13 protein-coding genes are annotated in these 17,708 nt (G+C 37.9%); 9 read left to right on the top strand and 4 right to left on the bottom strand.

Features of this window, described 5'->3' with window-relative positions; genetic code table 11:
* Positions 1–120: 120 nt before the first annotated feature.
* The 4 genes from AC27H3_RS02940 (at position 121) to AC27H3_RS02925 (ending at position 5,299) form a co-directional block, all read left to right on the top strand.
* Entirely contained in the window at positions 121–1,362 is a 1,242-nt protein-coding gene (locus tag AC27H3_RS02940; protein WP_085301176.1) for a malic enzyme-like NAD(P)-binding protein, read from the top strand.
* 359 nt (positions 1,363–1,721) lie between these two features.
* Positions 1,722–3,155, top strand: coding sequence for a sigma-54 interaction domain-containing protein (locus tag AC27H3_RS02935; protein ID WP_487103589.1), 1,434 nt, complete (start codon positions 1,722–1,724; stop codon positions 3,153–3,155).
* Between the two features lie 184 nt (positions 3,156–3,339).
* Positions 3,340–4,719, top strand: a complete 1,380-nt coding sequence (gene ccoG, locus AC27H3_RS02930; protein ID WP_487103587.1) for a cytochrome c oxidase accessory protein CcoG — start codon at positions 3,340–3,342, stop codon at positions 4,717–4,719.
* Between the two features lie 166 nt (positions 4,720–4,885).
* Positions 4,886–5,299, top strand: coding sequence for a VOC family protein (locus AC27H3_RS02925; RefSeq protein WP_487103585.1), 414 nt, complete (start codon positions 4,886–4,888; stop codon positions 5,297–5,299).
* A gap of 164 nt (positions 5,300–5,463) precedes the next feature.
* Here the strand turns inward: AC27H3_RS02925 and metJ are convergent, their stop codons facing one another.
* Positions 5,464–5,808, bottom strand: coding sequence for a met regulon transcriptional regulator MetJ (gene metJ, locus AC27H3_RS02920; protein ID WP_487103583.1), 345 nt, complete (start codon positions 5,806–5,808; stop codon positions 5,464–5,466).
* Positions 5,809–6,038: 230 nt separating this feature from the next.
* Here metJ and metB point away from each other — a divergent pair, with 230 nt between their 5' ends.
* On the top strand, positions 6,039–7,196 hold the full coding sequence (gene metB / locus AC27H3_RS02915; protein ID WP_487103581.1) for a cystathionine gamma-synthase: 1,158 nt from the start codon (positions 6,039–6,041) through the stop codon (positions 7,194–7,196).
* Positions 7,197–7,307: 111 nt separating this feature from the next.
* Positions 7,308–9,812 carry a bifunctional aspartate kinase/homoserine dehydrogenase II gene (gene metL / locus AC27H3_RS02910; protein ID WP_487103579.1) on the top strand — a complete coding sequence of 835 codons (2,505 nt, stop codon included), beginning with the start codon at positions 7,308–7,310 and terminating at the stop codon, positions 9,810–9,812.
* A 173-nt stretch (positions 9,813–9,985) separates the two neighbouring features.
* Here the strand turns inward: metL and AC27H3_RS02905 are convergent, their stop codons facing one another.
* Positions 9,986–10,630: a TorF family putative porin gene (locus AC27H3_RS02905; RefSeq protein ID WP_085301183.1), complete on the bottom strand. Its 645-nt coding sequence runs from the start codon at positions 10,628–10,630 to the stop codon at positions 9,986–9,988.
* A 365-nt stretch (positions 10,631–10,995) separates the two neighbouring features.
* Between AC27H3_RS02905 and rpe the strand changes: the two genes are divergently transcribed.
* Together rpe and trpS are read left to right on the top strand one after the other, a co-directional pair.
* Complete coding sequence (gene rpe / locus AC27H3_RS02900; RefSeq protein ID WP_085301184.1) at positions 10,996–11,667, top strand: ribulose-phosphate 3-epimerase; 672 nt, start codon at positions 10,996–10,998, stop codon at positions 11,665–11,667.
* Positions 11,668–11,707: 40 nt separating this feature from the next.
* Positions 11,708–12,712, top strand: coding sequence for a tryptophan--tRNA ligase (trpS, locus tag AC27H3_RS02895; RefSeq protein ID WP_085301185.1), 1,005 nt, complete (start codon positions 11,708–11,710; stop codon positions 12,710–12,712).
* A 148-nt stretch (positions 12,713–12,860) separates the two neighbouring features.
* On the opposite strand, the gene AC27H3_RS02890 is transcribed toward trpS, so the two are convergent.
* Positions 12,861–13,829 carry an FHA domain-containing protein gene (locus AC27H3_RS02890; protein ID WP_487103577.1) on the bottom strand — a complete coding sequence of 323 codons (969 nt, stop codon included), beginning with the start codon at positions 13,827–13,829 and terminating at the stop codon, positions 12,861–12,863.
* Positions 13,820–15,073 carry a S1 family peptidase gene (locus AC27H3_RS02885; RefSeq protein ID WP_487103575.1) on the bottom strand — a complete coding sequence of 418 codons (1,254 nt, stop codon included), beginning with the start codon at positions 15,071–15,073 and terminating at the stop codon, positions 13,820–13,822. Before AC27H3_RS02885 ends, AC27H3_RS02890 begins: the two co-directional genes overlap by 10 nt.
* Before the next feature lie 422 nt (positions 15,074–15,495).
* Between AC27H3_RS02885 and AC27H3_RS02880 the strand changes: the two genes are divergently transcribed.
* Positions 15,496–17,586, top strand: a complete 2,091-nt coding sequence (locus AC27H3_RS02880) for an EAL domain-containing protein (RefSeq protein ID WP_487103573.1) — start codon at positions 15,496–15,498, stop codon at positions 17,584–17,586.
* The last annotated feature ends 122 nt before the right edge of the window (positions 17,587–17,708 follow it).

Genomic DNA, 17,708 nt, shown 5'->3' with positions numbered 1-17,708 from the left:
TAATATATACAAAATAGCTTGAACTCAACCAAGATATTGCAATAGTATGTTTAATGACATTATTAGAAAATTTAATTAACCGGCAGGCTCTCGCATCAGACTTATATACTAGGAAATAACATGACAGATCTTCGACAACAAGCACTTGATTATCACCAATACCCAACTCCGGGTAAAATTAGTGTTGAATTAACTACGCCGGCTGAAACCAGCCAAGATCTCTCGCTCGCCTATAGTCCTGGTGTTGCTGAGCCAGTACGTGCTATTGCAGAAAATCCTGATGATGTTTATAAATACACCGGTAAAGGTAATACCGTTGCTGTTATTACTAACGGTACAGCGATTTTAGGCTTAGGTAATTTAGGACCTATGGCTTCTAAACCAGTAATGGAAGGTAAAGCGCTATTATTTAAACGTTTTGCTGGCATTAATTCTTTCGACATTGAAGTAAAGCATAAAACGGTAGAAGACTTTATCAGTACTGTTGCTAATATTGCAGACAGCTTTGGTGGTATTAACTTAGAAGATATAAAAGCGCCTGAATGTTTTGTCATTGAAAAAGCGTTAATTGAACGCTGTAAAGTTCCTGTATTTCATGATGACCAACACGGTACGGCCATTGTAACTGCTGCAGGTATGATAAATGCGTTAGAAATTCAAGGTAAAGAACTTCGCCTTGCCAATATTGTTTGTATGGGCGCAGGGGCTGCGGCAATCGCTTGTATGGAATTATTAATAAAGTGTGGTGCTCAGCGTGAAAAAATTTATATGCTCGATACAAAAGGTGTAATTCATACCCGACGTGACGATTTAAATGAATATAAAAAATTATTTGCGAACAATACAGACAAACGTACGTTAGAAGAAGCTATTGACGGTGCAGATGTATTCGTTGGTGTGTCGGGACCGAATGTTTTATCGTCTGAGCACGTTAAATTAATGGCTGATAAGCCGGTAATTTTTGCTTGTTCGAACCCTGATCCTGAAATTAAGCCAGAGCTAGCATTAGCAACGCGTGACGATTTAATTATAGCGACAGGTCGTTCAGACTATCCAAACCAAGTCAATAATGTGCTTTGTTTCCCATTTATTTTCCGTGGCGCATTAGATGTGCGTGCACGTACTATTAATGATGAAATGAAAATTGCGGCGGTACACGCCATTCGTACATTAGCAAAAGAACCTGTACCAGCAGAGGTTCTCGATGCAAGTGGTAGTAAAAGCTTAAGCTTTGGTAAAGACTATATTATTCCTAAGCCTATGGATTCACGCTTGCGTTCGGCTGTAGCTATTGCGGTTGCCCAAGCTGCGGTTGATTCTGGTGTAGCAGCGCTAGCAATGCCTGAAGACTATAACGGCTAATTATTCATGCATAAATCAGCAGAGCAACTTTTGTGCTGAGTATTGTTAATCGTATCAAGGGAAGCTCAGGCTTCCCTTTTTGTTATTTATATTTCTGGGCACTGTGAACGAAAATCTTCATAATTTAAACCTAGCGCTAAAAAAACATCTAAATAAATGTGCTCAGTTAATCAAGTAAGCTAGATCCAAGCCATCGCTTAATTAACAGAGTAACGATGAATTACAGGGTTTGATAAAACGACCAATAAGTTGGTATTATTGTCAATCTAAGCCACGGTATATCGTGGCGTATTCAATGTTCAGTATTTGGCCTAAATTATCGCCGTAATTTGAGCTTAGTCTTTCATTTAGGAAAATGTATGGATAAAGAAATAAAAGCCTACCTTGCTGACTCTGAGATATTACTCAACGCGGTTGGTGAAGGTATTTATGGTCTCGATATAAACGGTAATGCAATTTTTATTAACTCAGCAGCAGAAGCCATGACAGGCTGGTCTAGTGCTGAATTATTAGGGAAAAACATTCATCAATTCCATCATCACAGTTATAGCAATGGTGAGCATTATCCAGCATGTGATTGCAAAATATTTAATACGGCCCTTGATGGTATTTCTCGTCAGGTAGCGGGTGAAGTATTTTGGCGTAAAGATGGTAGTAACTTCCCTGTAGAATATACAACACGTGCGGTTTATAAAAATAATACTATTGTTGGCGCTGTTGCTGTATTTAGAGATGTGAGCCAACAGCAACAAGTTGAACTTGCACTTCGCAGTGCACTTGAAAATGTGCAATCGTTAACTGAGCAGTTACAAGCAGAAAATACCTACCTACAAAGTGAGTTAGCTCAAACCTGGTCACCTACGGGCTTGGTGGGTAAAAGTCCTAAAATGATGGAAATGCTGTCGCAATTAGAGTTAGTTTCACAAACTGATAGTACCGTATTAATTTTAGGTGAAAATGGTACAGGTAAAGAGTTGGTTGCACGAAACATACACGCCTTGAGCCAACGTAAAAACTCTACCATGGTAAAAGTTAATTGTGCCGCATTTACACCAAGCCTGCTTGAATCTGAACTGTTTGGTCATGAAAAAGGTGCTTTTACCGGGGCTACTTCGCGTCGCAAAGGCCGTTTTGAGTTAGCTAATGATGGTACCTTGTTTCTCGATGAAATTGGTGAATTGTCTCTAGAGGCACAAGGTAAGCTATTGCGGGTACTACAAGAGCAAGAGTTTGAACGAATTGGCGGTAGTGAAACTTTAAAGGTAGATATAAGAATTATCGCAGCGACTAATCGTGATTTATTGGCAATGCTAGATCAGGGTACTTTTAGAATGGATTTATTTTATCGACTAAATGTATTTCCGATCACTGTGCCACCGTTACGAGAGCGTTATGAAGATATTCCACTGTTATCACAAGCTATTATCGGTACGTTAAATAAAAAGTTAGGAAAAAATATCAGTGCTATTAGTAACCGAAGCTTATCGCAACTCATGCAATACTCTTGGCCTGGGAATATTAGAGAATTACAAAACTTACTTGAACGAGAGATGATCCTAACCCAATCAACCGTGTTAAATTTTAATTTTAAAACCAGCAATAAAACTTTGCTGCCACCGGTAATTGAAACCTTAGCGCAAGTTGAAGCACGCTATATATTGAGCGCATTAAAATTAACTAAATGGCGTATCGGTGGAGAGTCGGGTGCTGCAAAGCAATTAGGTTTACCTGAAAGTACCTTGCGATCTCGGATGAAAAAATTGAAAATTGTACGGCCGAACGGATCTTTTTAATTATAAAGATAAACCCTTATAGGCACGATATATCGTTGTTGCGTGATATATCGTGTATTTTTTGTGTTTATATTATCAATTTTTTCCTTAAAGTTACTATTAAACAACGGCTTAACTTGTTTTTTTGTTGTTGGATCAAATTTTGCTATAGCAGGTTATCTTAACCTTAGCTCAGTAGCACTCTATGAAGTTCGATTTTAAAGCAGAAGATTTGATCATTAAACCATACAAATCTGAATCCTCAGTTTATGTTCGTAAGCAAAAAGGCACTTATCAACGTATTCGACAATACACAGGTTTGATATTTGTTTTAGTTTTTATTTTACTCCCTTGGTTAACGTTTCAAGGGCATCAGGCAATTTTGCTAGACATTGGCAGACAGCAGTTTCATTTCTTTTCACAAACCTTCTTCCCACAAGACTTTGTCATTTTAGCGGGATTGCTGCTGGTTAGTTGTTATTTACTTTTCTTTTTAACGACTTGGTTAGGTCGTATATGGTGTGGCTACACTTGTCCACAAACGGTATGGACTTTTAGTTTTATTTGGGTCGAAGAGTGGTTAGAAGGTAGTCGTAATCAGCGTATTAAACGTGACGAACAGCCAATGACCTTAAATACCTTCACAAGAAAGTTTACCAAACACTTGATTTGGGGCTTGATAGCGTTTTTTACCGCGACAACATTTATGAGTTACTTTCTACCAGCCCATGAGTTGTATCTTGATCTACTACAATGGCAATGGGATAACCTAACAACGTTTTGGGTGCTATTTTTTGCAGTCTGTACTTATGGAAATGCAGGGTGGCTGCGTGAAAAAATGTGTATTTATATGTGCCCGTATTCACGCTTTCAGTCAGCGATGTTCGATAAAAATACACTGCTTGTAGCCTATAACAAATTACGTGGCGAAAATCGTGGCGCTCGCAAGCGTAAAGAAGATCCAAAAGCGTTAGGCTTGGGTGATTGTGTCGACTGTAATCTTTGTGTAGAAGTTTGCCCGGTGGGTATTGATATTCGCAATGGCCTGCAATATGAATGTATTAACTGCGGTGCTTGTGTTGATGCTTGTGATCAAACCATGGAAAAGTTTAATTATGCAAAAGGCCTGATCAGTTATACTAGTGAAAATGCATTACAAGGTAAAAAAGTAAAATTGTTGAGACCAAAAATTATAGGCTATGGCGTTTTGTCACTACTGGCTATGGCGTATATGGTTTTTACTATTCAAGTACGAGTGCCGATTGAATTTTCAATTTTACGTGATCGCGGAACCTTATTTCAGCTCGACTTTAAAGACAATGTAACAAACAGCTATTTATTAAAAATAACGAACAAATCAAAAGTTGATCGCCAATTTACAATTAATGTATTGGAGAAAAGTGTCAGTTTAAGCGTTGATGATAATGTGCAGATAAAAGCTGGAGAAATCGCGAGCGTACCGATAAAATTAACCATGACGCCAGACAAAATTAGACAAAAAATTTCACCCGTGACATTGAGTGTCGCCGTTGAAAATATGCCGGAAGTTAGCATTATCAAAACAACAAAATTCTTTTCTAACTAATTTTGTAAGATTGTTAAGGTCATTATACTTGAGACCTTTAAATATTAAGTCGTGGTTATTTTAGTGATAATTCAAGCCACAATAACCACGGCTTAGCTGGTAACTAAAGCAGAATTGTTTAACAGAAGCCGATTAACATACGCCATTTAACAGAAGTAACTTAAAAATGACTAAAACAATCAAGCAACGTATTGCCAATATCGCCCTAGTAGTGGAAAACTATGATGATGCAATTGAATTTTATACCCAAAATCTTAACTTTGAGCTTATTGAAGATACCGACTTAGGCAATGGAAAGCGTTGGGTACAAGTTTCACCCCCTAATGCGGAAGGTACGAATATATTATTAGCGAAAGCGAGTAATGAACAGCAACATCAGTCAATCGGTAACCAAGCTGGCGGGCGGGTATTTTTATTCCTACAAACTAATGATTTTTGGCGAGACTATGAGCACATGAAAAGCCAAGGTGTTGAGTTTACCGAACAGCCACGCGTTGAAGATTATGGCACTGTGGTGGTGTTTAAAGACTTGTATGGCACGAAATGGGACTTACTACAGTTGAATGACTCAAGCTTTTAACTTTAACGTCATTATGCTGTTAATCTGGCCAGATAACCTAAGCCAAGATAAACTAAGCCAAGAGAACTTAAGCTCAATAATTAATTGAATATTACACTTAACGGCAATAAAAAAGGCGCTTTTAGCGCCTTTTGTCATTTATAAACCTAAGGGTTTATATCCCATTAATTTTCTGTTTCTTCTTCAATGTCAGTTTCGTATTCACTAAAGTCAGTTACACCTTGTGCTTCTAAGGCTCTGCGAACACTTGCTGGTAATTTTTGTGTGTTGTCTTTAGCCAAATCACTATCGTCAGGTAATGGTTGGCCAGTAAACGCGTGTAAAAACGCTTCACATAAAAGTTCACTGTTCGTAGCATGACGCAAGTTATTAACTTGGCGGCGTGTTCGTTCATCAGTAAGTACTTTTAACACACGTAAAGGGATAGACACGGTGATTTTTTTTACTTGTTCACTTTTCTTCCCGTGTTCGGCGTAAGGGTTAAGATACTCGCCATTCCACTCTGCCATGAATATTCCTCTATGCTTAATTAATTGCGATAAACTTATAGTTAGCGCATCTGGTATACCAGTTAGCAACTAGTTTTATCTTACTTGTTAATTTTACTGGTTGTGGGGCGCGAGTCAATAACGAATGTGTAGAAGTTTAGATGTCTAAAGTGCTTGACCGCGAACTTTAAACCGTTTAGATTGATAGACGTCCAAACATCTATATAGAATATGTTCAATCTGGAGTTCACATGAGCGAGAAAAAAATTGCCACTACCGCAGTTCGCGCTGGTATAAATAGCGACCAACATCATGGTGCTGTTATTCCTGCGATTCATCTTTCAAGTACCTATGCACTGAAGGGCTTTAATGAAAAAGGGCAATTTGATTACTCGCGAACGGGTAACCCAACACGAGCCACTTTTGCCAGTGCTATTGCTGAATTAGAGCAGGGCGCTGTTGGTATAGTTACCAGTACGGGCATGTCAGCCGTTCATCTTATTTGCCAACTATTAAATACTGATGACACCATTGTTATTCCCCACGACTGTTATGGCGGAAGTTTTCGACTATTTACCCATCTTGCTAAACGTGGCCAGTTTAACTTAATAGTGGTTGATCAAAATGATCAAGCCGCGTTAAGCAATGCGCTGGCGGAAAAGCCCAAATTAGTATTGCTAGAGTCTCCAAGTAATCCGCTATTACGCTTAGTTGATATTGCTGCGATAACGGAACAAGCTCATCAAGTAGGTGCGTTAGTGGCAGTTGATAACACCTTTTTGTCACCCGCTTTACAGCAACCTTTATTATTAGGTGCCGATATAGTTTTTCATTCCACCACGAAATATATAAATGGTCATAGTGATGTGGTTGGCGGTGTTTTAGTGGCTAAAGACCAAGCGTTAGGCGAGGAGCTTGCATGGTGGGCCAACTGTATTGGCATTACGGGTTCAGCATTCGACAGCTATTTAGCCTTACGAGGTTTGAAAACCTTACCGCTTCGAATGAAACAACATCAAATTAACGCGAATGCGGTCGCTAAATTTTTACAACAGCAAACAGCGGTTGAACAGGTGTACTTTCCTGGCTTAAGCGATCATCCACAACATGAACTTGCCAAAAAACAACAATATGATTTTGGTGCAATGATGAGTTTTGAACTTAAAGGTGGTGTTGAAGCGGTTAAAGTATTATTCGATAAGTTAAAGTTTTTCACACTTGCACAATCGCTAGGTGGTGTTGAAAGTTTAATAAGTCACCCTTCTACCATGACTCATGCCGGTATGGATATTGAATCACAACTAGCGGCGGGCATTACTCAGTCATTAGTGCGAATTTCTGTTGGTATTGAAGATATTGACGATATGATTGCTGATCTTTCTCAAGCACTTGATGCAAGCCAAGCCTAAATTCGTTCTGAAAAGTTGGCCATGGCATTTTTATGAATGGCCAATTTTAAGTGTATAAAAAGTAAAACTTAAATCTGGTATGACAATCTCAGTCAAACCTGTGGTAAAAAAATGATAGATTCAAATGTAGCGGTAAAGCCAAGTTCGACAAACAATAAGTTAGCAAAAGTTGCCTGTAATGTGCATAAATTTGGCGGTAGTAGTTTAGCCACCAGTGCTTGTATTGAACGTGTTGTTGATATTATTCGTCAGCATTGTCAAATAAACGATATTATTGTGGTATCTGCTAATGGCAGTACTACCGATGCCTTATTTAATATCTATCAACGCGCACTGGCATTAAAAGAAGCTAGCTCACTTAATAAAGAAAACAGCATAAGTAATGAGCTAATTACTCTCAAAGAAGCTTTACTAGCAGCGCTTAGCGATTTAAATACCATGCAAGCCTCGCTCATTAATGAATTGTTAAACCCAACGAGCGCCGCCAGACTGAACAATTTATTAACGAATGAAATTGCAACGAGTGCACAACATTTGCAAGAGGATCCCCAAGGTTATCAAAACGATTTATTAGCCTTTGGTGAAGTATGGTCAGCACGTTTGTTATCAGCAGTATTAAGTGAAAGCGTTTGCCCAAGCTATATACTAGATGCAAGAGACTTTCTGTTAATTAATAATGAAAAAAATAGCACAGTTGACTACAACGCAAGCCAAGTTGCATTCTCTGACCTTAGACAGCCAAATCAACTAGTTATAGTGACTGGTTATATAGCGCGTAATCAAGAACAGCAAACCTGTACATTAGGCCGAAATGGCAGTGACTACTCTGCCACCATCATGGCGGCACTTTCACAAGCACGTAATGTAACGCTATGGACCGATGTTGATGGCATTTATAGTGCTGATCCGCGCATTGTACCTTCAGCGCGAAAGTTACATCGTTTACCTAACGCTGTGGCTAACGAACTAGGACGCTTGGGTAATCCAGTTTTACATGCAAAAACCTTACAACCTTTAACTAATCATAATACCCATTTACATGTTGCAAGCAGTTTTGCACCTGACATCAGCGGTACTGAAATTGGTAAGTTTGGTGAAATAGCAAAACAAGAGCTGTCAGTTACCAGCTTAAATGATTTAATTTTAGCTAAGTCTTCTAGCTTTTTAGCTAAATCAGGCGAGTTAGCCGTTAGCGAATTTTCGCCGATTTGCTATAACCTAGACGAAGGCTACATAGTCGTTACTCAAGCTCAACAAAAGTCGGTTAGTCAATGGCTAGCAAGCCACGATACAGAGGTTACTTTCAAGCCCGTGGCAATTATTGCGATTGTAGGTCATAGCGTGGCAAAACAGGGCGATATGCGTGCTAGATTTAAACGCGCGCTTAAACATCAACCTACATTGCACTTTTTGCATTCTTTTAATGAGCACAGTTATATTGCGATATTACCTGAACTTTGCTCAAGTGAAATACTTAATAATGTGCACGCAGATATGACTAAAGATGCTAAAAACATTGCATTAGTTGTGGCGGGTTTAGGTAATATTGGTGAACGTTTTTTAACTATGTTGCCAAAGCAAATAGCACGAGTTTCAGGATTAGAAAACGTTCATTTAGTTGGCTTGGTAGGTGCGAGTAAAGCACTAATAAATACTGATGGTATTGATGTAGCTAATGCATTGAAGCTTTATCAAGAGCAAGCTCAAGCCTATGATAGTAAACAACTCTTGGCATGGTTAACCAGTCATCCGTACGATGAATTAGTTATTGTTGATATTACACCTAGTGAAGTATTTAGTCAGTTATATCATGAGTTCTTTGCTCGTGGCATACATGTCATTGGCGCTAACAAGTGGGCCGCTTCGTCAAGTACTGAAAACTATCAACAATTGCTTTCAACAGCAGCAAAAAATAATAGTATTTGGCTTGGCAATACTACCGTAGGTGCGGGTTTACCGATTAACTCTTCGATTAAAGAACTATTAAATAGTGGCGATAAAATTTCAGAAATTTCAGGTATATTCTCTGGCACATTATCGTGGTTATTTCAGTATTACGACGGTGTTAAGCCTTTTTCAACCTTGCTATCTGATGCTTTATCGCAAGGCATTACAGAGCCAGATCCAAGAGAAGATTTATCAGGCAGAGATGTACAGCGAAAGTTATTAATACTAGCGCGTGCTGCTGGCTTTGAACTGTCATTATCAGATATTAACTGCCAAAGCTTAGTTCCTGAGCCGTTACGTAATATTTCTTTAACAGAGTTTTTAGAGCGAACGTCAGAGCTCGACGAAATGTTTTTATCACGCTTAAAGCAGGCACAAGATAAAGCTTGCGTGATACGTTATGTTGCTAGGTTTACTTACGACAATGAAAAAATTATGGCGAAAGTAAGTTTGGAAGAATTGAGTGAAAAAGACGCTTTTGCACAATTAACCCCGTGCGATAACGTATTTCAACTTAAAAGCGAATGGTATCAGGAAAACGCCCTGATTATTCGAGGCCCAGGCGCAGGGCGAGATGTAACGGCTGGCGGTATTCATGCCGACTTGGTCACCATTTGTCAGCGCTTAAATCATCGTTATCAGCAAGTAAAAATTAAAGGCATAAATTAAAGGTATAAATTAATAGCAAAAATTTAGTGTTTAAATTATTCCGAGTTAATGAATGTACTGAAGTCGGTGTGTAAATACGGAATAAATGTCGAGTAATAAAAAAGTGTAGCTGGGCTTTAACCCATCTACACTTTTTTGTTTGTTAAACTCTTAAACTCACAAGCGAGTATTGTTTAGAAAGATTTACCGATACTAAATACTAAGTTTTCATCGCTTGTAGTGCCGGCGAGTTCTTTTGAGTTAGATACTACAGCAACACCAACATCAAAACCTGAAACTTCAGTACCGTAACCTACTTCAAAGTAATCGCCGTCAAAGTCTTTACCCCAAGTACCGTATGTAGCATAAAAACCTTCATGTTCAACAGTGGCAGATAAGAAGTCATAATCTTGGTCTGGACCTGCTTCAACTTCCCACTCACCAACATTATAAGAAACAGAGAACATACCGTAGCTTAAGCCTAAGTTAACTTCATTATAAGAGGTGTCAAAATCACCGGTATATTGGTAAGTTGTAAAACCAAGGCTATAACCTAAACCATTGTCTAATTCGCCACCGTAGCCGCCGTAAAGATCAATTTCTAGGCCTTCTTGAACATCTGCAGCCCAAGCACCTACGTAAAAACCACTATTTTCATAATCTACACCAGCACTTGCAGAGGCTGTATCTGTTTGTACAATACCACGGAAAATATATTGTGATACCACACCCACATTAGCACTTAAGCCTTCAACTTCAAGCGCTGATACTGAAGTAGAAGCCAATGCTGAAGTTGCTAGTATAATAGAGGTCGAAAGAGAGATTATTGATTTTTTCATGTTTTAGTCCACTAAGTTTTTATAATTGTTATAACTATTGCAAAGACAGTGCCTGAGTGTTTGTTTTTATTGCAAGTCTTTATTTATCAGATGTTTAAGGTCGATTTTCTGGCACTTAAATTCATCTTTAAGTAAGCGGTTGTACTGAATTGGTGCAATTAAAATGTCTTGTGTACAAAAAAAGTGCATCAGATATTAGAAACAGCAATTTTTAAGCGCTAATATATTGGCATTGAACAAGCGCTTGAAATACAAATGGTGATTTGTTTAAAGGAATACGGTTATATCGACTTTTGTGGCTGATCTAAGTCGCAAATTTTCTACATTTAAGTTAAAGTAGCGCAAATTTTGTCAAGGTAATTACTATGTCTGATTTTCTTATTGCTCCATCGATCTTATCGGCTGACTTTGCTCGTTTAGGTGAAGATGTTGTCAACGTACTTAACGCTGGCGCTGATGTTATCCATTTTGATGTTATGGACAATCACTTTGTGCCAAACCTTACTTTTGGTTCAATGATCTGTAAGTCATTAAGAGACTACGGCATAACGGCGCCTATTGATGTGCACTTAATGGTTAAGCCTGTTGATAGCTTAATCCCAGACTTTGCTAAAGCAGGGGCCGATATTATTACGTTTCACCCTGAAGCTAGTGATCATATCGATAGAACCTTGCAGCTAATTAAAGACCATGGTTGTAAAGCTGGCTTAGTATTAAACCCAGCCACACCGTTACATGTTTTAGATTTTGTGATGGATAAACTCGACGTTATTTTATTAATGTCAGTTAATCCAGGTTTTGGTGGTCAGTCGTTTATTCCTACTACGCTAGACAAATTACGTTTGGTACGTGAAAAAATAGATGCCAGTGGTTTCGACATTCGTTTGCAAGTAGACGGCGGCGTTAAAGCCGATAATATTGCTGATATTGCCAAAGCAGGCGCCGACATGTTTGTGGCCGGTTCAGCGATATTTTCAAAGCCAGATTATAAAGTTGCCATTGATGAAATGCGTGCAGAACTAAATACTGTAAAATAATTAATAGATTAAATAATAAAGAAAACTTCAAGGATAAAAAATGAGTAAACCTATTGTATTAAGCGGCTGCCAGCCATCAGGCGAGTTAACTATTGGTAATTATCTCGGCGCGTTAAAGCAATGGGTAAGCATGCAAGATAGCCATGAATGTTATTATATGTTGGTTGATCAACATGCCATAACGGTTCGCCCTGACCCAGAAGCATTGCGCAAAGCAACCTTAGATGGCTTAGCATTATACTTAGCCTGTGGTGTTGACCCAGAAAAAAGTACCATCTTTATTCAATCTCATGTGCCAGAGCACGCACAATTGAGCTGGGTATTAAATTGCTACACTCAAATGGGTGAGCTTAATCGCATGACCCAATATAAAGATAAGTCATCTAAATCTGAAGCTAACATGAACTCTGGTTTATTTACCTATCCGGTATTAATGGCGGCTGATATTTTGTTATATGGCGCTAATCAAGTACCTGTTGGCGATGATCAAAAGCAACATTTAGAGTTAGCCCGTGACATTGCAACACGCTTTAATAATTTACATGGTGAAACTTTTAAAGTACCAGAGCCTTATATTCCTGAGTTTGGTGCGCGTGTAATGAGCTTGTTAGAGCCGACTAAAAAAATGTCTAAATCTGATACTAATCCGGGTAACTTTATCGGTTTATTAGAAGATACTAAAAAGATAACCAAGAAAATTAAACGTGCAGTAACTGACTCAGACGAACAAGCTAATATTTATTTTGATATTGCTGAAAAGCCAGGCGTGTCTAACTTATTGTCATTATTGTCTTGTACCACAGGCAAAACCGTTGAAGAACTTGTTCCTGAATATGAAGATAAAATGTATGGTCACTTAAAAGGTGATGTTGCAGAAGCCGTTGTCGCTTTACTTGCGCCCATTCAAGAACGTTATCATCAGTTCCGTAATGACCAAGCATATTTAGATGAAGTTATGCGCAAAGGTGCAGAGAAAGCCTCTGCTCGTGCTAGCAAGTTACTTGCTGAGGTTTATCAAGCGGTTGGTTTTATCGCTAAACCATAACTAAACCATAACTAAACCATAACTAAGCCATAACTAAACCTTAACTCAACTTGAGTTAAATTTTAGACACCCTGAAAAATCTAAAAAGCCGTCGTATTTACGACGGCTTTTTTATGAGTAAAGCTCAAGTAATAGAGACTTTATTCATTTACTCTTTACTGTCTTCTTGTGCGCTTTTAGTCGCCTTATCAAAGAGCTTACTGGCGTCATTGACAAATGTTTCAACATTGCTGCTTGGCGCGAAAATAAATGCTGGCGACATAATGGTGGTATCAAACTGCGGACGCGGATTAAAATCAGGCTGTTTACTCATTTGGATAATAAAACTGCCACCAAAGAGTAAAAGTATTAAACATGAGGCAACAACATTTCTTCTGCGTAAAGTCATATGAAAACCTACATAGCAATTTAGCCAAAATAACCCAAAAGCTAGCAGTAGCGGAATAATAGTTAACAGCCAAAGCATAGAGAAGTTACTAGAAGTATTAAAATGTACTATGTTTTCAAAAATATCACTGAGCCACATTAAATTAAAAAAGATAAAGCTAATACCCATTTGGGTCCAAAAACGTGCATCGTGTTTGGTTAAGTGCGACACCAAGGCAATGCCTGCAGGCCATAAAGCAAAACCTAATGTTAAGCCGATAGTCGGAACGAGCATTTGCGTTAAAGAAACCTCGTTAGCATTGTTTAAATTAATAATCCAACCGCCAATAAAGGCAAATAAAGTCATGCTAAGTGCAAGTACTACTGGATGACGAGCTAAATTAATTAAACTCTCGAACGGACTAATCGCAATACTTTCAGCAACTGGGTGGCTTGGAAAAACAAAGCGCACTTGGCTTTTGCCAATTGAAATAATATCGCCTGAGCTTACCTTGTGCTGAATAACGTTTTCTTTACTGCCTTCAAGAAAGCTACCATTAATAGAACCTTGATCATTCACCAACCAGTGCTCACCATTAAATTGTAATTGCAAGTGCTCAGGGCAAACATGTGGGTCGCTAACAATAATGTCGTTATCGTAACCTCGACCAATTGTAATAGTGTTAGATGCAAATTTTTGGCGACTTAAAAGCTTATGACCATGGCTGATTTCTTCAATAATTATTTCCATGAAACCGACTCCATAAATTTAGCTAAAAAGGCAAGTGAAGTTTCTTGTGCAACACCGGCAATAGTAAAGTGGCTAAGCAATGCATATTGTTCGTGATCAATTGATATAGCGATATAAAGTACGTCATACAACTCAGGGAAGTCTTTATAAGCGCGAGTGCAAAACACGGCTTTGTTATTTATATTACTGGTTTGAGGCATAACAAGGTCATGGTGACATTGATATTCTGTTACATCATCTTTACCCGCTAGGTTTCCAGGGGCAACTTGGTTAAGTTGACGTTCAAAGATATGATAAAACTTTGTGCTGCCAATTTTATCTGATTCCATATATCGGTACTCCATTTCAAGAGAGCCAGTAAAAAAGTCAGCAGAAATATAGGTGTTTTCATCTAAATCGCAATTGGCAACTGCGGCCATAATTTGCGCGTCAGCTTTATCAGAATTTGACTCACCCCAACAGCGCACAAAAGGTACGTCAATTGTCGGAATTAACCCTCGACCTAATTGTTTTAATTGCCAATCACTATTCATAATGGTGGTAATGAGTTTTTCTTGATTCTGCATAAGTTGCGCAGCCATTTGTTGCTCAATACTTGTTGGTGGGCTTTCTTGATATTGTTGATAAAGCGCAAGTAATTTGTCGTGCGGAACTAAAAAACCAATTTGATTACCCGATGTAGCCACATTAATACCAACGACTTGCGTAGCTTTATTAACGACAGGGCCGCCACTCATGCCAGAGTTAACTGAGCCTGTAAAATGAATGCGGTCGTTAAATGATTCGTTTTTTAAGCCATTGTATGTGCCAGGCACTACTATCATGCCTAAGTCATGCGGGTTACCTAAAGAGTAAAGCTCTTCACCTTTAGTGGGTGGTTGCTGTGCTATCTCAAAAAAAGCCATTTCATTAGGCACTTCACGTTGAACAATGGCGAGGTCGTTAATTACATCAACGCTTTTTAACGTCAGCGCGGCCTTGTTACCTTTATTGTCTAAATATTCAATGGTGTATTTGTGAGGATGACGGGCAAAGCCAGAAATAACATGATAATTAGTCGCAATAAGACCGTCGCTGCTAATTTGAAAGCCTGAACCAATTGAAGATTTTTCACCACTGGCTTTGTCGATTAACCTTATTTGATAAAGCGATGGGGCCAACTGTTTAAAAATTTCTTCGGCCTGCTCAACTGCGAAACTTAATGTGCTAAAACACATAAGTAGCAGAGCAAAAATAGATTTCATTGAATATCCTTTTTTATTATTACTTTAGGAACTGTTTGATATTTAGGCAAAGCAGTACTTGTATGGTTACCATTGTGCCAGTGTAATCAAATTTGTCATCTTTTATCCGATAAAATACCTGTTTTGTCTGTTGCGTAGCTTGGCCTGAATAATGTCATATAAAAACGTTACTGTTTATTGGCTGTGATATTACAAGCTAACTAACATATTTCCACAGTAGAAGAGTTGCTTAATAACTTGCACTAACTCATGGGTTAGTCGCCATATACATTGCAAAATATAGTGGTAGGCACTCACAAGTATCTAACAAACTAAAATTCATAGTTTAATCTAATTAATAGCGAGCAATTCTTTTCACATAAGCTAAATTCATTATTTAAGTCTATTATTAAAATATTGAAGTTACAGGATTTCGTCTCGTTATGAATGCAAAAAAAGCGATAAGCGCATTAAGTCACGAATATATTGTTAATGACTCGCTGCATCAATTATTTGATGCGGTTAATGCTATTTCTGTACAAGGGTACGATGAAGAACGACGTGTAATTTATTGGAATAAAGGTAGTGAGTTACTTTATGGCTTCACCAAAGAGGAAGCTACCGGTAAAAAAATAGAGAACCTTATTATTCCAAAGCCGATGTGTGAGGTTGTTATTGTTGCACATTCAAATTGGGTTAAGAACAATGTTGAGATCCCTGCAGCAGAGCTTACTTTACATAATAAGCATGGCGATAATGTATCTGTTTATTCAAGCCATGTCATGTTTACTAATCAATATAATAAGAAACAAATGTATTGTATTGATATTGATTTATCCGATGTTATAAAAGCGCAAGAACAAGTAACGTTTAAAGAGCACATGCTTGAAACTATATTCAAAGCTATACCGGATTTGTTCTTCTTGATGGAAAGTGATGGCACCATTTTAGATTATCACGCCAGTAACAAAAGCGATCTTTATGCAACGCCAGAAAGTTTCATTGGCAAAAACATGTCAGATGTTTTACCCAAAGAGGTTGGAAACAAGTTTCATATTCATCTTGCTAAAGCATTAAATCAAACAAAAATGATAACGTTTGAATACGAATTAACGTTGGAACATGGCGTGGCATATTTTGAAGCTAGGGTTAATTACTTATCAAAATATCAACAGCTAGTTGTTATTATTCGCGATATTACAGAGCAACATAAAGCGGCGGAATTAATTCGGCATCAAGCTTACTTTGATAGTTTAACCTTATTACCTAATCGATTTTTAGCATTAGATCGCTTAACGCAGATTCTAAATGAAGCTGAAAGAAGTAATGAGCAAGTTGGTGTGCTTTTTCTTGATCTAGACGATTTCAAAAAAGTAAATGACTCTCTAGGCCATGAAGTTGGTGATAAGTTACTAATAGAGTCGGCTAAACGACTGCAAAATGTGCTACGAAAAGAAGATACTGTGGGCCGTTTAGGGGGTGATGAATTTATTATTCTTTTAAGAAATTTAAATGAACATCATAATGCACTGTCTATTGCAGAAGTGTTGCTGAAAACCTTTAGAGAGCCCTTTAATATAGATGATAGAGAATTAATATTAACTTTGAGTATTGGTATTGCGCTTTATCCTGTTAACGGCGTTATCGCCTCAGATTTATTACGCAATGCTGATACTGCTATGTATCAAGCTAAAAGCTTAGGCCGTAATACCTATTCTTTTTTCACCCAAGAAATGAATATAGTTATGCAACGCCGCTTTGCAATTGAAGAACAGATGCACGGAGCGCTAGAACGTAACGAGTTTGAGTTATATTATCAACCACAGTTTGATTTGAGCAGTAATAATATGATTGGTGCCGAAGCTTTGCTACGTTGGCACAACCCTACCTTAGGTAACGTTACACCAGACGAATTTATTCCAATCGCCGAACACACTGGGCTTATAGTGCCTATGGGACAATTTGTGGTAAAACAAGCCCTAGAGTTTCTGAGTAATTGGCAGCATAAACAAAATAAAAAATTTACCATGGCGGTTAACTTGTCTCCGCGCCAGTTTAGAGATAAAAAGCTGTTGAGTTTAATTAAAAAAACTATCAATAATCTAGGCATTGATTTTAAAGACTTTGAACTGGAAATCACTGAAGGTGTTTTGATGGGAGGGCAAAGATACATTAAAGATGCTTTACTTGAAATTAACAGCCTTGGCATAAAACTCTCGATGGATGATTTTGGTACAGGTTATTCGTCATTAAGTTATTTACGACAATATAATTTCGATGTTTTAAAAATTGATCGAAGCTTTATTAGTGGTATTACAATCAATAAATCGGATTGTGACTTAGTAAAAGCCACGATTGCAATGTCTCATAGTTTAGGACTTTTAGTGGTTGCAGAAGGCGTAGAAACTAAAGAGCAGCTTGTTTTATTGAAAGAGCTAGGGTGTGATTTTGTACAAGGGTATTATTTAAGTAAACCAATAACTGGAGAACAACTGATTGATATAAATGCTGATGTTAATTTTAACGTTAATTGAGAGAATTCAACGTAGTTATTTGCTTAATTAAAATGATGGTTATATAAGTTGTCGTTGTGCTGACGTTGGAGTATTATTTAATGATAATAGTTATCATTTGTAGGGTTTGCATGGCTCATTTG

The sequence above is a fragment of the Colwellia sp. NW0002-52-1 genome, assembly GCF_057550865.1.
Note: the sequence above shows the minus strand (reverse complement) of the source record. Positions and strands in the feature narration are given on the sequence as shown.

Excerpts from the sequence above, each read along its gene's own strand:
- AC27H3_RS02925 (WP_487103585.1), top strand. The coding sequence starts at position 4,886 with ATGACTAAAACAATCAAGCAACGTATTGCCAATATCGCCCTAGTAGTG.
- AC27H3_RS02905 (WP_085301183.1), bottom strand. The coding sequence starts at position 10,630 with ATGAAAAAATCAATAATCTCTCTTTCGACCTCTATTATACTAGCAACT.
- trpS (WP_085301185.1), top strand. The coding sequence starts at position 11,708 with ATGAGTAAACCTATTGTATTAAGCGGCTGCCAGCCATCAGGCGAGTTA.
- AC27H3_RS02935 (WP_487103589.1), top strand. The coding sequence starts at position 1,722 with ATGGATAAAGAAATAAAAGCCTACCTTGCTGACTCTGAGATATTACTC.
- rpe (WP_085301184.1), top strand. The coding sequence starts at position 10,996 with ATGTCTGATTTTCTTATTGCTCCATCGATCTTATCGGCTGACTTTGCT.
- AC27H3_RS02940 (WP_085301176.1), top strand. The coding sequence starts at position 121 with ATGACAGATCTTCGACAACAAGCACTTGATTATCACCAATACCCAACT.
- AC27H3_RS02885 (WP_487103575.1), bottom strand. The coding sequence starts at position 15,073 with ATGAAATCTATTTTTGCTCTGCTACTTATGTGTTTTAGCACATTAAGT.
- ccoG (WP_487103587.1), top strand. The coding sequence starts at position 3,340 with ATGAAGTTCGATTTTAAAGCAGAAGATTTGATCATTAAACCATACAAA.
- AC27H3_RS02880 (WP_487103573.1), top strand. The coding sequence starts at position 15,496 with ATGAATGCAAAAAAAGCGATAAGCGCATTAAGTCACGAATATATTGTT.
- AC27H3_RS02890 (WP_487103577.1), bottom strand. The coding sequence starts at position 13,829 with ATGGAAATAATTATTGAAGAAATCAGCCATGGTCATAAGCTTTTAAGT.
- metJ (WP_487103583.1), bottom strand. The coding sequence starts at position 5,808 with ATGGCAGAGTGGAATGGCGAGTATCTTAACCCTTACGCCGAACACGGG.
- metL (WP_487103579.1), top strand. The coding sequence starts at position 7,308 with ATGATAGATTCAAATGTAGCGGTAAAGCCAAGTTCGACAAACAATAAG.
- metB (WP_487103581.1), top strand. The coding sequence starts at position 6,039 with ATGAGCGAGAAAAAAATTGCCACTACCGCAGTTCGCGCTGGTATAAAT.